The organism is Microbacterium nanhaiense, assembly GCF_014646015.1.
Lineage (GTDB): Bacteria > Actinomycetota > Actinomycetes > Actinomycetales > Microbacteriaceae > Microbacterium > Microbacterium nanhaiense.
Window position 1 is genome coordinate 149,966 of sequence record NZ_BMMQ01000003.1, and the last position, 13,418, is coordinate 163,383.

10 protein-coding genes are annotated in these 13,418 nt (G+C 69.3%); 6 read left to right on the top strand and 4 right to left on the bottom strand.

The window, feature by feature from the left end:
* Positions 1-2 precede the first annotated feature (2 nt).
* Complete coding sequence (aroA, locus tag IEX05_RS06435) at positions 3-1,340, bottom strand: 3-phosphoshikimate 1-carboxyvinyltransferase (RefSeq protein ID WP_188700548.1); 1,338 nt, start codon at positions 1,338-1,340, stop codon at positions 3-5.
* A 96-nt stretch (positions 1,341-1,436) separates the two neighbouring features.
* Between aroA and IEX05_RS06440 the strand changes: the two genes are divergently transcribed.
* Together IEX05_RS06440 and IEX05_RS06445 are read left to right on the top strand one after the other, a co-directional pair.
* Positions 1,437-2,048: a sigma-70 family RNA polymerase sigma factor gene (locus IEX05_RS06440; protein WP_188700793.1), complete on the top strand. Its 612-nt coding sequence runs from the start codon at positions 1,437-1,439 to the stop codon at positions 2,046-2,048.
* Between the two features lie 44 nt (positions 2,049-2,092).
* Entirely contained in the window at positions 2,093-2,299 is a 207-nt protein-coding gene (locus IEX05_RS06445) for an alpha-ketoglutarate decarboxylase (protein WP_229661171.1), read from the top strand.
* Between the two features lie 178 nt (positions 2,300-2,477).
* Here IEX05_RS06445 and IEX05_RS06450 read toward each other — a convergent pair whose 3' ends face one another.
* Both IEX05_RS06450 and IEX05_RS06455 read right to left on the bottom strand, forming a co-directional pair.
* The gene (locus IEX05_RS06450) at positions 2,478-3,524 is read right to left on the bottom strand and encodes a hemolysin family protein (RefSeq protein WP_188700550.1); all 1,047 of its coding nucleotides are present in this window, start codon (positions 3,522-3,524) and stop codon (positions 2,478-2,480) included.
* Positions 3,521-4,840, bottom strand: a complete 1,320-nt coding sequence (locus tag IEX05_RS06455) for a hemolysin family protein (RefSeq protein ID WP_188700551.1) — start codon at positions 4,838-4,840, stop codon at positions 3,521-3,523. The genes IEX05_RS06450 and IEX05_RS06455 overlap by 4 nt, the downstream gene beginning before the upstream one ends.
* A gap of 238 nt (positions 4,841-5,078) precedes the next feature.
* Here IEX05_RS06455 and IEX05_RS06460 point away from each other — a divergent pair, with 238 nt between their 5' ends.
* Positions 5,079-8,762, top strand: coding sequence for a multifunctional oxoglutarate decarboxylase/oxoglutarate dehydrogenase thiamine pyrophosphate-binding subunit/dihydrolipoyllysine-residue succinyltransferase subunit (locus IEX05_RS06460; RefSeq protein WP_188700794.1), 3,684 nt, complete (start codon positions 5,079-5,081; stop codon positions 8,760-8,762).
* Positions 8,763-8,834: 72 nt separating this feature from the next.
* Here IEX05_RS06460 and IEX05_RS06465 read toward each other — a convergent pair whose 3' ends face one another.
* The gene (locus IEX05_RS06465) at positions 8,835-9,911 is read right to left on the bottom strand and encodes an NADH:flavin oxidoreductase/NADH oxidase (RefSeq protein WP_188700552.1); all 1,077 of its coding nucleotides are present in this window, start codon (positions 9,909-9,911) and stop codon (positions 8,835-8,837) included.
* Positions 9,912-9,957: 46 nt separating this feature from the next.
* Between IEX05_RS06465 and IEX05_RS06470 the strand changes: the two genes are divergently transcribed.
* Genes IEX05_RS06470 through IEX05_RS06480 form a run of 3 tightly spaced genes read left to right on the top strand, consistent with a single transcriptional unit; the run spans position 9,958 to position 13,255 of the window.
* Entirely contained in the window at positions 9,958-10,845 is an 888-nt protein-coding gene (locus IEX05_RS06470; RefSeq protein ID WP_188700553.1) for an ADP-dependent NAD(P)H-hydrate dehydratase, read from the top strand.
* On the top strand, positions 10,845-12,038 hold the full coding sequence (locus IEX05_RS06475; protein WP_229661183.1) for a glycosyltransferase 87 family protein: 1,194 nt from the start codon (positions 10,845-10,847) through the stop codon (positions 12,036-12,038). The genes IEX05_RS06470 and IEX05_RS06475 overlap by 1 nt, the downstream gene beginning before the upstream one ends.
* Positions 12,038-13,255, top strand: a complete 1,218-nt coding sequence (locus tag IEX05_RS06480; protein ID WP_188700795.1) for an MFS transporter — start codon at positions 12,038-12,040, stop codon at positions 13,253-13,255. Before IEX05_RS06475 ends, IEX05_RS06480 begins: the two co-directional genes overlap by 1 nt.
* Positions 13,256-13,418: the final 163 nt, after the last annotated feature.

Here is a 13,418-nt window from a genome sequence, read left to right on the forward strand (position 1 = left end):
GCTCACGCGCCCAACATCCCCTGCCAGAGCGCTGCGAACTGGGGCATGGTCTTGGCGGTCGTGCCGATGTCGTCGACGACGACCCCCGGCACGCGCAGCCCGACGAGTGCGCCCGTCGTGGCCAGGCGATGGTCGTGGAACGCGCCCCACTCGCCGGCGTGCATCGGCTGCGGGACCACGCGGATCCCGTCCGGCAGCTCCTCGGCGCCGCAGCCCACGGCGCGAAGGTTCTGCACGAGCGCCGCGATCCGGTCGGTCTCGTGCCCGCGAATGTGACCGATGCCCGTGAACGACGACGGGCCGTCCGCGAACGCGGCGAGGCCCACGAGCGTCGGCGTGAGCTCGCTGACGGCGGAGAGATCGAGGTCGACGCCGTGGATCACGGGGCCGCCGCTCACCGTCACCGCCCCGGCGCGCCGCGTGACGCGGCCGCCGAGCAGCGAGAGGATCTCCGTCAACTGGTGTCCCGGCTGGGTCGAGTGCGCGGGCCACGCGGGGATCGTCACGGATCCGCCGGCGACCATCGCCGCGGCGAGGAAGGGCGCGGCGTTGGAGAGATCGGGTTCGATGTCGATCGTCTTGCCGCGCGGGGCGCCCGCGGGCACGATCCATTCGCCCGGCGCGACGCGTTCGACGTGCACGCCCCTGTGCGCGAGGGTCTCGATCGTCATCTCGATGTGCGGCACGCTCGGCAGGCGGTCGCCGCGGTGGATCAGGTGCAGCCCCACATCGAAGCGGGGCGCCGCGAGCAGCAGCCCCGACACGAACTGGCTCGACTCGGAGGCGTCGATCTCGAGCTCGCCGCCGCGGATGTGTCCGCGCCCGTGCACCGTGAACGGGAGGCTCCAGCTGCCGCCGTCGTCGATATCGACGCCGAGGTCGCGCAGCGCCTTGATCATCGTGCCCATCGGGCGGTGGAGGGCGTTGTCCGCGGCCGTGAGGTGTACGTCGCCGGACGCGAGGCCGAGGAGCGGCGCGATGAAGCGCATCACGGTGCCGGCCTGTCCGCTGTCGATCGTGCATCCGCCCGCGAGCGTGTGCGGGGGCGTGACCTTGAGGTCGTCGCCGAAGGATCCAGTGTCCGGAACGCGTTCGATGCTCACTCCGAGGGCGCGGAGCGCCTCTTCCATCCGCTGCGAGTCGGCGGAGTGCAGGGGCGACTGGACGCGGCTGGGCGTGTCGGCGAGCGCCGAGAGGATCAGCTCGCGGTTGGTGAGCGACTTGGATCCGGGGACCTCCACGGAGGCCTCGAGCGGCGCCGATGCGGTGGGCGCGTCGTAGCGGCCCGCGGGTCGCTCGGCGGCGTCGGCGGATGTCGGGGAATAGCCTCGCGTGGTCATCGGTTCAACCATAGTGAACTTTCGAGAGGAGAGCCTATGTCATCCACGACGTGCGTCGCCGACGATACCCAGCGGCTCATCGACGATCTCGGCGTAATGTGGCCAGAGATGGACGACATCGATCTCACCCCCGCCGATCCGCGAACCCAGTTCGAGGAGCAGGCGCTACCGTTCATGGACCAGCTCTATGGCGCGGCGATGCGCATGACGCGCAACCCGCAGGACGCCGCTGACCTCGTGCAGGACACCTTCGTGAAGGCTTTTGCCGCGTGGAGTCGCTTCACGCAGGGCACGAACCTGAAGGCGTGGCTGTACCGCATTCTGACGAACACCTATATCAACGGGTATCGGAAGAAGCAGCGCGAGCCGTACCAGAGCGCCATTGACGATCTCGAAGACTGGCAGCTGGGCGGCGCGGAATCGACGACCTCGTCGAGTCATCGTTCCGCCGAGGCGGAGGCGATCGATCACATGCCGTCCTCGGCGGTGAAGACCGCCCTGCAGGAGCTCAAAGAAGACTTCCGCATGGTCGTTTACCTCGCCGATGTCGAGGGCTTCGCCTATCAGGAGATCGCCGACATCATGCAGACGCCGATCGGCACGGTCATGAGCCGTCTGCACCGCGGCAGGAAGCTGCTGCGGGAGAAACTACAGGACTACGCGGCAGAGCGAGGCATCACCGCGGCACAGACAGGAGCGAAGAAGTGAGCGATTGCGGGTGTGAGAAAGCACGCGCCGACCTGGAAGCGTTCGTGCGCGGGGAACTGGACTACTGCAAGACCGCGCAGGCCGAGATCCGCGAGCACATCGACAGCTGCCCGGGATGCCAGAACGAGGCGACCGTCGCGCGCACGATGACGATCGCCATCCAGCGCGCATGCCTCGAAGAGGTCGCCCCCGACGAGCTTCGCCGCCGGATCGTGTCGAGTCTGAAGGACGTGCAGGCCGAGCCGCACTGAGCCTCCTGCACAAGAGCGCCGCCCCGGTCTTATGGCCGGGGCGGCGCTCTTGTGTCTCGTCGGCGCGTCAGCGACGGGGCGTTCGCGGCGTCAGCGACGCCGGGAACGCTCGGCGCCGAAGGCGCGCGTCCGAAGGACGCAGACCGGCACTGTCGTGAGCGACGGGGCGTTCGCGGCGTCAGCGACGCCGGGAACGCTCCGTCGCATCGTGGACTTCGCCGACGAGTTCTTCGAGGATGTCCTCGAGGAACAGGACCGACACCGTGTCGCCGTTGCTGGATCGCACCCGCCCGAGGTGGCGTCCCTGCTGGCGCATGAGCGCCAGGGCGTCCTCGAGGTCGGTGGTCTCGTTCATCGGCACCATGTGGTGAATGCGCTTGGCGGGGATGGGGTCGTCGGCCTGCTCGTCGGAGGCGCGCAGGATGTCCTTGAGGTGGACGTACCCGATCGGCTCGCCCTCCTCGTCGACGATCACGTATCGCGAGTAGCCGTGCTGGGCGACGGAGCGCTCGATCTCGGCGGGGGTCGCGTTCTCCGGAAGCGTCACGAGCTCGGTCAGCGGTACGGCGATGTCGGAGGCGTGCTTGTCGGTGAACTCGAGCGCCGCGGTGACGGTGCCCGAGGAGTCGTCGAGCACGCCCTCGAGGCGCGACTGGCTGACGATCGTTGCGACCTCCTCGAGCGTGAACGTCGAGTTGGCCTCGTTCTTCGGTTCGACCCGGAACAGGCGCAGGATGCTGTTCGCGATACCGTTGAGCAGCCAGATGAGGGGATGGAACACCTTCGACACCCACACGAGCGGCGGAGCGAGCAGCAGCACCGCGCGGTCGGGAACGCTGAACGCGAGGTTCTTCGCGACCATCTCACCGAAGACGACGTGCAGGTACGACACGAAGACGAGCGTGATGATGAACGCGATCGTGTCGACGGCGGCTTCGCCGAGGCCCGTGAGGCCGAGGGGTGCCATCAGGAGGTGGTGCAGCGCCGGCTCGGAGACGTTCAGGATCAGCAGCGAGCAGATCGTGATGCCGAGCTGGCTGGTCGCCAGCATCGCCGTGGCGTGCTCCATGGCGTAGAGCGCGGTCTTGGCTGCGCGCGATCCCTTCTCCGCTCGCGGCTCGATCTGGGAGCGCTTCGCGGAGATGACGGCGAACTCCGCGCCGACGAAGAAGGCGTTGCCGAGCAGCAGCACGACCAGCCATGCAAGTCCAGCCCAGTCGCTCATCGCTCGTCCTCGCTTTCTGCGGCTTCCGGCACGGGATCCGGGATGTAGCGCACGCGGTCGACGCGGCGCGAGTCCATTCGGACGACCTCGAGGGATCCGTGTTCGACTCGAACGGAGTCACCGACCGAGGGGACGCGCTCGAGCGCGCTCATGATGTATCCGCCGACCGTGTCGTAGTCGTCCGACTCGGGCACGACGATGCCGACGCGTTCGCGCGCCTCGTCGGGGCGGAGCTGACCGGGGAAGGTGACGGATCCGGAGTGGCGCACGACGCCCGCGCGGCGGCGGTCGTGCTCGTCGGACACCTCGCCGACGATCTCCTCGACGAGGTCTTCGAGCGTGACGACGCCGGCGGTGCCGCCGTATTCGTCGACGACGACGGCCATCTGGTAGCCGCGCGTGCGCAGCTCGCCCAGCAGCTGGTCGAGCTTGACGGTCTCGGGCACGCGCAGCGCGTCCGATTGGAGGGCGCCCGCGGGCACCTCGGCGCGCCGCTCGCGTGGCACGGCGACGGCGGCCTTGAGGTGCACGATGCCGACGACGTCGTCGAGGTCGTCGTCGTACACGGGGAATCGGCTGTGCCCGGTTTCGCGCGCGAGCACGATGATGTCGTTGGCGGACTCGCCGACCCCGATGGCGTGCATGCGCGGGCGCGGCGTCATGACGTCGCCGGCCGAGAGGCGCGTGAAGGTGAGCGAGCGATCGAGCAGCGTCGCGGTGTCTTCCTCGAGGAGGCCCGCGGTGGCGCTTCGGCGCACGAGGCTGGACAGCTCCTCAGCGCTGCGCGCGCCCGAGAGCTCCTCCTGGGGCTCGATGCCGACCGCCCGCAGGATGCCGTTCGCGCTTCCGTTGAGCGCGGCGACCGCCGGGCGGAAGACCGTCGTGAACGCGATCTGCAGCGGGGCCACGATCTTCGCCGTGTGCAGCGGGAGCGCCAGGGCGAAGTTCTTCGGCACGAGCTCGCCGAGGATCATTGAGGCGATCGTCGCGATCGCCATGCCGACGATCGTGCCGATGGCTGCGACGGCGGCGTCGGGGAGCCACGCGCCGAGCAACGGCGAGAGCAGGCGCGAGAGCGCGGGCTCCATCGTGTATCCGGTGAGCAGCGTCGTGAGGGTGATACCGAGCTGGGCCGACGAGAGGTGCGTCGACGTGTGGCGCAGCGCGGAGATCGTGGCGTTCAGCCCGCTCTCACCGCGTTCCCTGCGGGACTCGAGGTCGGCTCGGTCGAGGTTGACGAGGGAGAATTCGCTGGCGACGAAGATTCCGGTGCCGAAGATGAGTACGACACCGATGGCCAGCATGATCCAGTCCATCACCGCTGTCGTGCACCTGCCTTGGTGCTCCGACGCACGCGGGCGACTGGGGATGAATGACGTGAAGCGGATCTACAACTCGGAGGGTCGTCCATAGTCCTCCTAGCATACGGGACGAGGTCACCGGGGCGTCGCGCCTTAACCCAGCTCGACTGAGTTACGCTGGACAACGGCTTGCGTCTAACTACCAGGCGCAAACGTCGAGCAACATTCATCGATGAAAGTGGGCGATCTGGCCGTGTCGAGTCAGGTGACGGGTGTCGGTACATCGAGTGAGGGAGACTTCGGGGCCAATCAATGGCTTGTCGACGAGCTCTACCAGCAGTACAAGGTGGATAAGAACACCGTCGACAAGGAGTGGTGGCCCGTCATGGAGCAGTACGCCGCCACTCAGGGCGGCGCACCGGCGGCTCCCGTAGCCGCGGCCCCGACAACACCCGCGGCACCGCCGACGACGCCCGCGGCGCAGCCCGCGTCGAAGCCCGCGCCCGCGCAGCCCGTCGCAAAGACGACGGCGAAGCCGGCCGCCGCCGCGCCGATCCCCGCGCAGCCCGTCGCGAAGAAGACCGAAGAGGTCGCCGAGCCCGCCGAGGACAAGGTCACCGTCCTCAAGGGGCTGCCGAAGACGCTCGCGAAGAACATGGACCAGTCGATCTCGGTCCCGACCGCGACGAGCGTGCGCACCGTTCCCGCGAAGCTGATGATCGACAACCGCATCGTCATCAACAACCACATGGCGCGCACGCGCGGTGGCAAGGTGTCGTTCACCCACATCATCGGATGGGCACTCATCCAGGCGTTCAAGGCCTTCCCGAGCCAGAACGTCTACTACGCCGAGATCGACGGCAAGCCGAGCGTCGTCGCCCCGGCGCACGTCAGCCTCGGTATCGCGATCGACCTGCCCAAGCCCGACGGCACGCGCGCCCTCATGGTGCCGAGCATCAAGAAGGCCGAGACGCTCACCTTCAACGAGTACCTCGTGGCATACGAGGACCTCGTCAAGCGGGCTCGCGCCAACAAGCTCACGGCCGCCGACTTCGCCGGCACCACGGTGTCGCTTACGAACCCGGGCGGCATCGGCACCGTGCACTCGGTGCCCCGCCTCATGCAGGGACAGGGCTGCATCATCGGCGCCGGAGCGCTCGACTACCCGGCGGAGTTCGCCGGTGCGAGCCAGAAGACGCTCAACGAGCTCGCGATCGGCAAGACGATCACGCTCACCAGCACCTACGACCACCGCGTGATCCAGGGCGCCGGTTCGGGTGAGTTCCTCAAGGTCGTCCACCAGCTGCTCATCGGCGGCAGCAATTTCTACGAGGACATCTTCGCCGCGCTGCGGATCCCCTACGCGCCGATCCGCTGGAACGCCGACGTCTCCGTCGACATCGCGGAGCGCGTCGACAAGACCGCGCGCGTGCAGGAGCTCATCAACGCGTACCGCGTGCGCGGTCACCTGATGGCCGACATCGACCCCCTCGCGTACGTGCAGCGCGAGCACCACGACCTCGAGATCGAGTCGCACGGCCTCACCTTCTGGGACCTCGAGCGCGAGTTCGTCGTGGGCGGCTTCGGCGGCAAGCGCCAGGCCAAGCTGCGCGACATCCTCGGCGTGCTTCGCGACACGTACTGCCGCACGATCGGCATCGAGTACATGCACATCCGCAACCACGAGGAGCGCGACTGGTTCCAGGAGAAGCTGGAGCGCCCGTACGAGAAGCCGGACCACGACGAGCAGCTCCGCATCCTCGGCAAGCTCAACCAGGCCGAGGCGTTCGAGACCTTCCTGCAGACCAAGTACGTTGGGCAGAAGCGCTTCTCGCTCGAGGGCGGCGAGTCGCTGATCCCGCTCCTCGACCGCATCATCGACGGCGCCGCCGATGCAGGCCTCGCGGGCGCGGCGATCGGTATGGCCCACCGCGGCCGCCTGAACGTCCTGACGAACATCGCGGGCAAGACCTACGGCGAGGTCTTCAGCGAGTTCGAGGGCGCACTCCCCGGAAACAAGCGCGGCTCGGGTGACGTGAAGTACCACATCGGCACCCAGGGCACCTTCCGCGGCTCGAACGGCAAGGAGATCGACGTCTACCTGGCGGCGAACCCCTCGCACCTCGAAACGGTCGACGGCGTGCTCGAGGGCATCGTTCGCGCGAAGCAGGACGAGTACCCGGCGGGCACGTTCCCGTGGCTGCCCATCCTCGTGCACGGCGACGCGGCCTTCGCCGGCCAGGGCGTCGTCGTCGAAACCCTGCAGATGTCGAACCTGCGCGCCTACCGCACGGGCGGCACGATCCACGTCGTCGTCAACAACCAGGTCGGCTTCACGACGCTCCCGCAGGACTCGCGCACCTCGAAGTACGCCACCGACGTCGCCAAGACGATCGAGGCGCCGATCCTGCACGTCAACGGCGACGACCCCGAGTCGGTCGTGCGCGCCGCGGAGCTCGCGTTCGAGTACCGCGAGAAGTTCAAGCGCGATGTCGTCATCGACCTGGTGTGCTACCGCCGCCGCGGTCACAACGAGGGCGACGACCCGTCGATGACGCAGCCGCTGATGTACGGCCTCATCGAGAACAAGCGCTCGGTGCGACGCCTCTACACGCAGGCGCTCGTCGGCCGCGGTGACATCACCGAGGAGGAGTACGAGGCCGCCAAGGCCGACTTCCAGGATCGCCTCGAGGTCGCGTTCGCGGAGACGCACGCGGCCGAGACGGGTGCGATCCCGGTCGTCACCCCGGATCAGCTCCGCCCGGAGATCGAGGGCGAGCCGGAGCAGACGGGCGTGGGCGCCGACGTCGTCGCGCAGATCGGCGACGCGCACGCGAACATCCCCGAGGGCTTCACGGTTCACCAGAAGCTGAAGCAGCTGCTCGACAAGCGCGTCGAGATGAGCCGCCAGGGCAAGATCGACTGGGGCTTCGGCGAGCTCCTCGCTCTCGGCTCGCTCGTGCTCGAGGGCACCCCCGTTCGCCTCGTCGGTCAGGACTCGCGCCGCGGAACCTTCGTGCAGCGTCACGCGGTGTTCCACGACCGCGTCAACGGCCAGGAGTGGCTGCCCCTGACCAACCTGTCGGAGAACCAGGCGCGCTTCAGCGTGTACGACTCACTCCTCAGCGAGTACGCGGCGCTTGCCTTCGAATACGGGTACTCGGTCGAGAACAAGAACGCACTCGTGCTGTGGGAGGCGCAGTTCGGCGACTTCGTCAACGGAGCCCAGTCGGTCATCGACGAGTTCATCTCGGCGGCGGACCAGAAGTGGGGCCAGGAGTCGGGCGTCGTGCTGCTGCTGCCGCACGGCTACGAGGGCCAGGGCCCCGACCACTCGTCTGCCCGGATCGAGCGCTTCCTGCAGCTCTGCGCGCAGGACAACATGACGGTCGCCCGTCCCTCGACGCCGGCGTCCTACTTCCACCTGCTGCGCCGTCACGCGTACTCGCGTCCGCGCCGCCCGCTCATCGTCTTCACTCCGAAGGCCATGCTGCGGCTGCGTGGTGCGACGAGCGAGGTCGCCGACTTCGCGACCGGTAGCTTCCGCACGGTTCTCGACGACGACCGCGGCATCGACAAGAGCCAGGTCACGCGCGTGCTGCTGCACTCGGGCAAGATCCACTGGGATCTCGCGGCCGAGCTGCAGAAGACGACCGACCCGTCGATCGCGCTCGTGCGCCTCGAGCAGTTCTACCCGGCGCCGATCGACGCGCTGACGAACGTCGTGTCGCAGTACCCGAACGCCGAGCTGGTGTGGGTGCAGGACGAGCCCGAGAACCAGGGCGCCTGGCCGTTCATCCAGCAGTGGGTGCAGGGTCCCGTGGGCCGGCCGATCACGGTCGTGTCCCGCCCCGCGGCCGCGGCGCCATCGACCGGTTCGTCGAAGGTGCACCAGGCCGAGCAGGCCGACCTGCTCCGCCGCGCCCTGAAGCGCTGAGAACGCGAAGCGGCCGGATCCCTCGGGATCCGGCCGCTTCGTCGTTGCCGCCGTGCCTTCTTCGTCGGCGACTCAGGAGGCGCGGTGGGCGCGGATGTACTGCGGCGGCCAGAGCGCGGCGGGGTCCTCGCCGAGCTCCGAGGCGGCCCGCAGGCCGAAGTGCGGGTCGCGCAGCCACTCGCGGCCCGCGAGAATCACGTCCGCCTGGCCGGAGGCGAGGATCTCCTCCGCCTGGGCACCGCTCGTGATGATGCCGACGGAGGCCGTCAGCGCCCCCGTGTGCTCGCGCACGCGTGCGGCGAACGGCACCTGGTATCCCGGGAACACATCGATCTGCTGGTGTGCGACGAGACCGCTCGTCGAGACGTCGAAGAGATCGGCGCCCGCCTCGGCGGCCCACTCCGCGACGAGCGCGACGTCGTCTACGACGAGGCCGCCGAGTGCCGAGTCCGTCGCGGAGAAGCGCACGAAGAGCGGAACGTTCTCGCCCGCTTCCGCGCGCACCGCCCGTACGACCTCGAGGAGGAAGCGCGCGCGGTTCTCCAGCGATCCGCCGTACTCGTCGGCGCGCTCGTTCGACAGCGGCGAGAGGAACTCGTGCAGCAGGTAGCCGTGCGCGGCGTGAATCTCGAGGACCTCGAAGCCCGCGTCGAGGGCTCGGCGCGCGCCGGTGCGGAACGCCTCGACGACCTCGCGGATCCGCGACACGGCCATCTCGACCGGAGCGGACAGGCCGTCGTACGCAACCGGGGAGGGCGCCTCGGCGACCCAGCCGCCCGAGGCGGCGGGGACGGATCCGGATCCGCCGGAGAAGGGCGAGAACGTCGACGCCTTCCGGCCCGCGTGGGCGAGCTGGATTCCGGCGACCGAGCCGCGAGCCGCGATCGACGCCGTCACCGCACGCCACGCCTCGACCTGCTCGTCGCTCCAGATGCCGGCGTCCTCGGGCGAGATGCGGCCTTCCGGCACGACCGCGGTGGCCTCGGAGATGACGAGGCCCGCGCCTCCCGACGCGAACTGCGCGAGATGCACGTGGTGCCAGTCGTTCACGACGCCGTCCTGCGCGCTGTACATGCACATGGGCGACACCCACAGGCGGTTTTGCAGGGTGGTTCCGCGGATGGTCAATGGCGAGAAGAGCAGGCTCATCGCGACCTTTCGTTCGGTTGTCGGTGGCTGCGGATAGTGTTGCGTCATGCCCGGTGGACACGACCTGCACGCATCCGAGTGGACGGCGTCGGACGCGAGAAGCGTCCTTCGCACGCCAACGCGCGACGACTACAAGTATTCCCGGGGCACCGTGTCGCTCCTCACCGGGAGCGTGCGGTATCCTGGCGCGGCGGTGCTCTCGGTCGAGGGCGCATGGCGGGCGGGCGTGGGCATGGTGAGCTGGCTCGGCGACCGGAACGTCGCGCGTCTCGTGCTGCAGCGCCGCCCCGAAACCGTCATGGGCTCGGGCAGCGCCGACGCCTTTGTTGTTGGCAGCGGGATTGATGGGCGCACGCGCGGCGAAGAGCAGACGCGGCTCATCACGGGGCTGCTCGCCTCGTCCTCGCCCGCCGTCATCGACGCGGGGGCACTCGACCTCGCGTCTCGGGCGCGCGGGCCGTTCGTCGTCACCCCGCACGCGGGCGAGCTCCAGGAGGTGCGGATCCCGCTCGGCCTCGGGGTCGACGACATCGAGGTGGATCCACTCCGCGAGCGTCTCTCGGGAGACTTCCGCGAGCGCGTGCTCGTCGTGCGGGAAACGGCCGTCGCCCTCGGGGGAGTAGTGCTGCTGAAGGGCGCCGACACCATCGTCGCGACGCCCGGCGGGTGGTGGACGGTCGTTCGCGCCGGCACGCCGTGGCTCGCGACCGCGGGCACGGGCGATGTCCTCGCCGGGGCGCTGGGCGCCCTCACCGCCGCGGCCAGTCGCGCGAGCGGGGGCGAGATCGACGTCGAAGACCTGGGGCCCATCGCGGCGACGGCGGCGTGGCTGCACGGCACGGCGGGACGCATCGCGGCGGGGCCGGGCATGCCCATCACCGCCCTGGACGTCGCGCAGAGCCTGCCCGAGGCGTTCGTGGAGGCGTTCGCGTGATGCGGAGGGTGGCGCTGTGGGTGGCGTTCGCGGCCGCTCACGTGTGGGCGATCACGCTGGGATGGCTGTGGCCGAACCAGCCGATGGGCGACACCTACCTGGTGTACGAGCCGTGGGCGGTTTCCGCGCTGTCCGGCGGTGAGGTTATGGGCGTCGACGCGTCGTGGGTCTACCCGCCGCTGGCGCTCGCGCCGATGATCCTGGCGAAGACGCTTGTGTGGTTCTCGTCGTATTCGCTGGCGTGGGCTGTGCTCGTCGCCGTCTGCGATGCACTCGCCTTCGCCGTGCTGCTGGGGCGCGGATCGTCGCGTCCTCGCCGCCTCGCGGCCGGCTACTGGACGGTGTTCCTCGCCCTTCTCGGGCCGATCGCGATCTTCCGCATCGATGCGATCTCGGTTCCGCTCGCGCTCGTGGGCCTCGTGCTCGCCGCGCGTCGCCCGGCGATCGCGGGCGCGCTGATCGGGGCGGCGACCTGGATCAAGGTGTGGCCCGCCGCCATCGTCGCGGCGCTCGTCATCGCGCTGCGCCGTCGCGTGCGGGTGGTGTGGGGCGGCCTCGCCGTGTCGCTCGCGATCGCCGGCGTGATCGTCGCGGCGGGCGGATCCGCGAACCTGCTCAGCTTCATCGCCGAGCAGGGCGGGCGCGGACTGCAGATCGAGGCGGTCGCGGCGACGCCGTTCCTGTTCGGGTTCGGGGGAGCGGCCGTAGAGTACAGCCACGAGATCCTGACCTTCCAGGTGGTCGGAGCAGGGACGGACGCGATCTCGGCCGCGCTCACCCCCGTCATGGCGTTCGTCGTGCTCCTCATCTGCCTCCTCGGCGCGTGGCGAGTGCGCGCGGGCGCGCCGATCGTGCGCGTCCTGCCGCCGCTCGCCCTGGCCCTCGTCGCCGCCCTGATCGTCACGAACAAGGTCGGCTCGCCGCAGTTCCAATCCTGGCTCGTCGTGCCGATCCTGCTGTGGATCGTGTGGGATCGCCGCCGTGCGGTGGGCCCCGCGGCGCTCGTGCTCGTGATCGCGATGCTGACGCACATCGTGTATCCGATCGTGTATCAGCGCGTGCTCGAGACTCAGACGCCCGCGCTCCTGGTGCTCGCCGCGCGCAACTTCGCGGTGGTGGGACTCCTGGTGTGGGCCGTCGCCGCACTGTGGTCGGCGCGGGCTCAGGAGCGTTCTTCTACGCTTGTCGGGTGATGACTTCCACTCCCGCGCCGCGCGGCGGAACGGCCCTCGCCCTGCTGTCGATGGCCGTCGGCGCCTTCGGCATCGGCATGACCGAGTTCGTGTCGATGGGCCTGCTCCCCGGCATCGCGGGTGACCTCCTGCGCGGTCTCTACGAGACCCGACAGGAGGATGCGATCGCGCAGGCAGGCATCCTCATCAGCCTGTATGCGCTGGGCGTGGTCATCGGCGCCCCGACGATCGCGGCCTTCGTCGCACGTTTCCCGCGCAACCGCGTGATGATCGGCCTGCTGCTGGCGCTTCTCCTCGCGAACGGCCTGTCCGTCGTCGCGCCGACTTTCGAGACCATGGCCGCGGCCCGTTTCCTCGCGGGCCTCCCGCACGGCGCGTACTTCGGCATGGCCACGGTGGTCGCAAGCGAACTGCTCGGCCCCACCCGGCGCGGCCACGGCATCGCGATGGTCATGAGCGGTCTCACGATCGCCAATGTGGTCGGGGTGCCGGGCGGGACGTTCCTCGGGCAGTTCTTCGGCTGGCGCGTCGCCTACGCCGTCGTGGTGGTCGTTTTCGCCCTTGCTCTCGTCATGTGCGCGATCTTCATCCCGGCCCACGAGGGCGACAAGGGTGGTTCCTTCCTCGGCGAGCTGCGGATCTTCCGGATCCCGCAGGTGTGGATGACGGTCGCGCTCGGCTCCATCGGCTTCGGCGCGTTCTTCGCGATCTATAGCTACATCTCCACGCTCATGACGGAGGCCGCGGGTGGCCCCGAGTGGGCGGTGCCGATCGCCCTCGTCGCGATCGGCCTGGGCATGGTCGTCGGCAACATCATCGGCGGACGCCTCGCCGACCGGAGCGTGCGACGCACTCTGCTCGTGGGTCTGAGCTGCGTCGCCGTCATGTCGGGCGTCGTCGCCGTCGCGGCGGCGCACCCCGCGACGCTCGTCGTGGCGCTCTTCGTTTTCGGCACGATGAGCCAGGTCACGGTGCCGTCAATCCAGCTGCGACTTCTCGACGTCGCGGGCGACTACCAGTCGATCGGTGCCGCGCTCAACCACTCCGCGCTGAACATCGGTAACAGCCTCGGCGCCGCGCTCGGTGGCGTCGTCATCGCCGCGGGCCTCGGCTACGCCGCCCCGGCCTGGCTCGGCGTGTTGCTCTCGGCCCTCGGTGTGCTCATCGCGGTGGCCTCCTTCGCGATGGACCGACGGGGCGTGACGCTCGCGGCATAGCCGGCGGGAGGAGCGACCCGGAATTGCGGAGATAGCCCCTCGCCTCGGGGCTACGGGCGCGTTGTGCCCGTAGTTCTGGATCCTCTCCGCAGTTATGGGTCGCGAGGTTACGCAGGCGGGCCCTGCGTGTAGGTCCCGACGCGCGGAGATGGACCCTTGCTTC

Excerpts from the sequence above, each read along its gene's own strand:
- aroA (WP_188700548.1), bottom strand. The coding sequence starts at position 1,340 with ATGACCACGCGAGGCTATTCCCCGACATCCGCCGACGCCGCCGAGCGA.
- IEX05_RS06440 (WP_188700793.1), top strand. The coding sequence starts at position 1,437 with ATGTGGCCAGAGATGGACGACATCGATCTCACCCCCGCCGATCCGCGA.
- IEX05_RS06450 (WP_188700550.1), bottom strand. The coding sequence starts at position 3,524 with ATGAGCGACTGGGCTGGACTTGCATGGCTGGTCGTGCTGCTGCTCGGC.
- IEX05_RS06455 (WP_188700551.1), bottom strand. The coding sequence starts at position 4,840 with ATGGACTGGATCATGCTGGCCATCGGTGTCGTACTCATCTTCGGCACC.
- IEX05_RS06465 (WP_188700552.1), bottom strand. The coding sequence starts at position 9,911 with ATGAGCCTGCTCTTCTCGCCATTGACCATCCGCGGAACCACCCTGCAA.
- IEX05_RS06470 (WP_188700553.1), top strand. The coding sequence starts at position 9,958 with ATGCCCGGTGGACACGACCTGCACGCATCCGAGTGGACGGCGTCGGAC.
- IEX05_RS06475 (WP_229661183.1), top strand. The coding sequence starts at position 10,845 with ATGCGGAGGGTGGCGCTGTGGGTGGCGTTCGCGGCCGCTCACGTGTGG.
- IEX05_RS06480 (WP_188700795.1), top strand. The coding sequence starts at position 12,038 with ATGACTTCCACTCCCGCGCCGCGCGGCGGAACGGCCCTCGCCCTGCTG.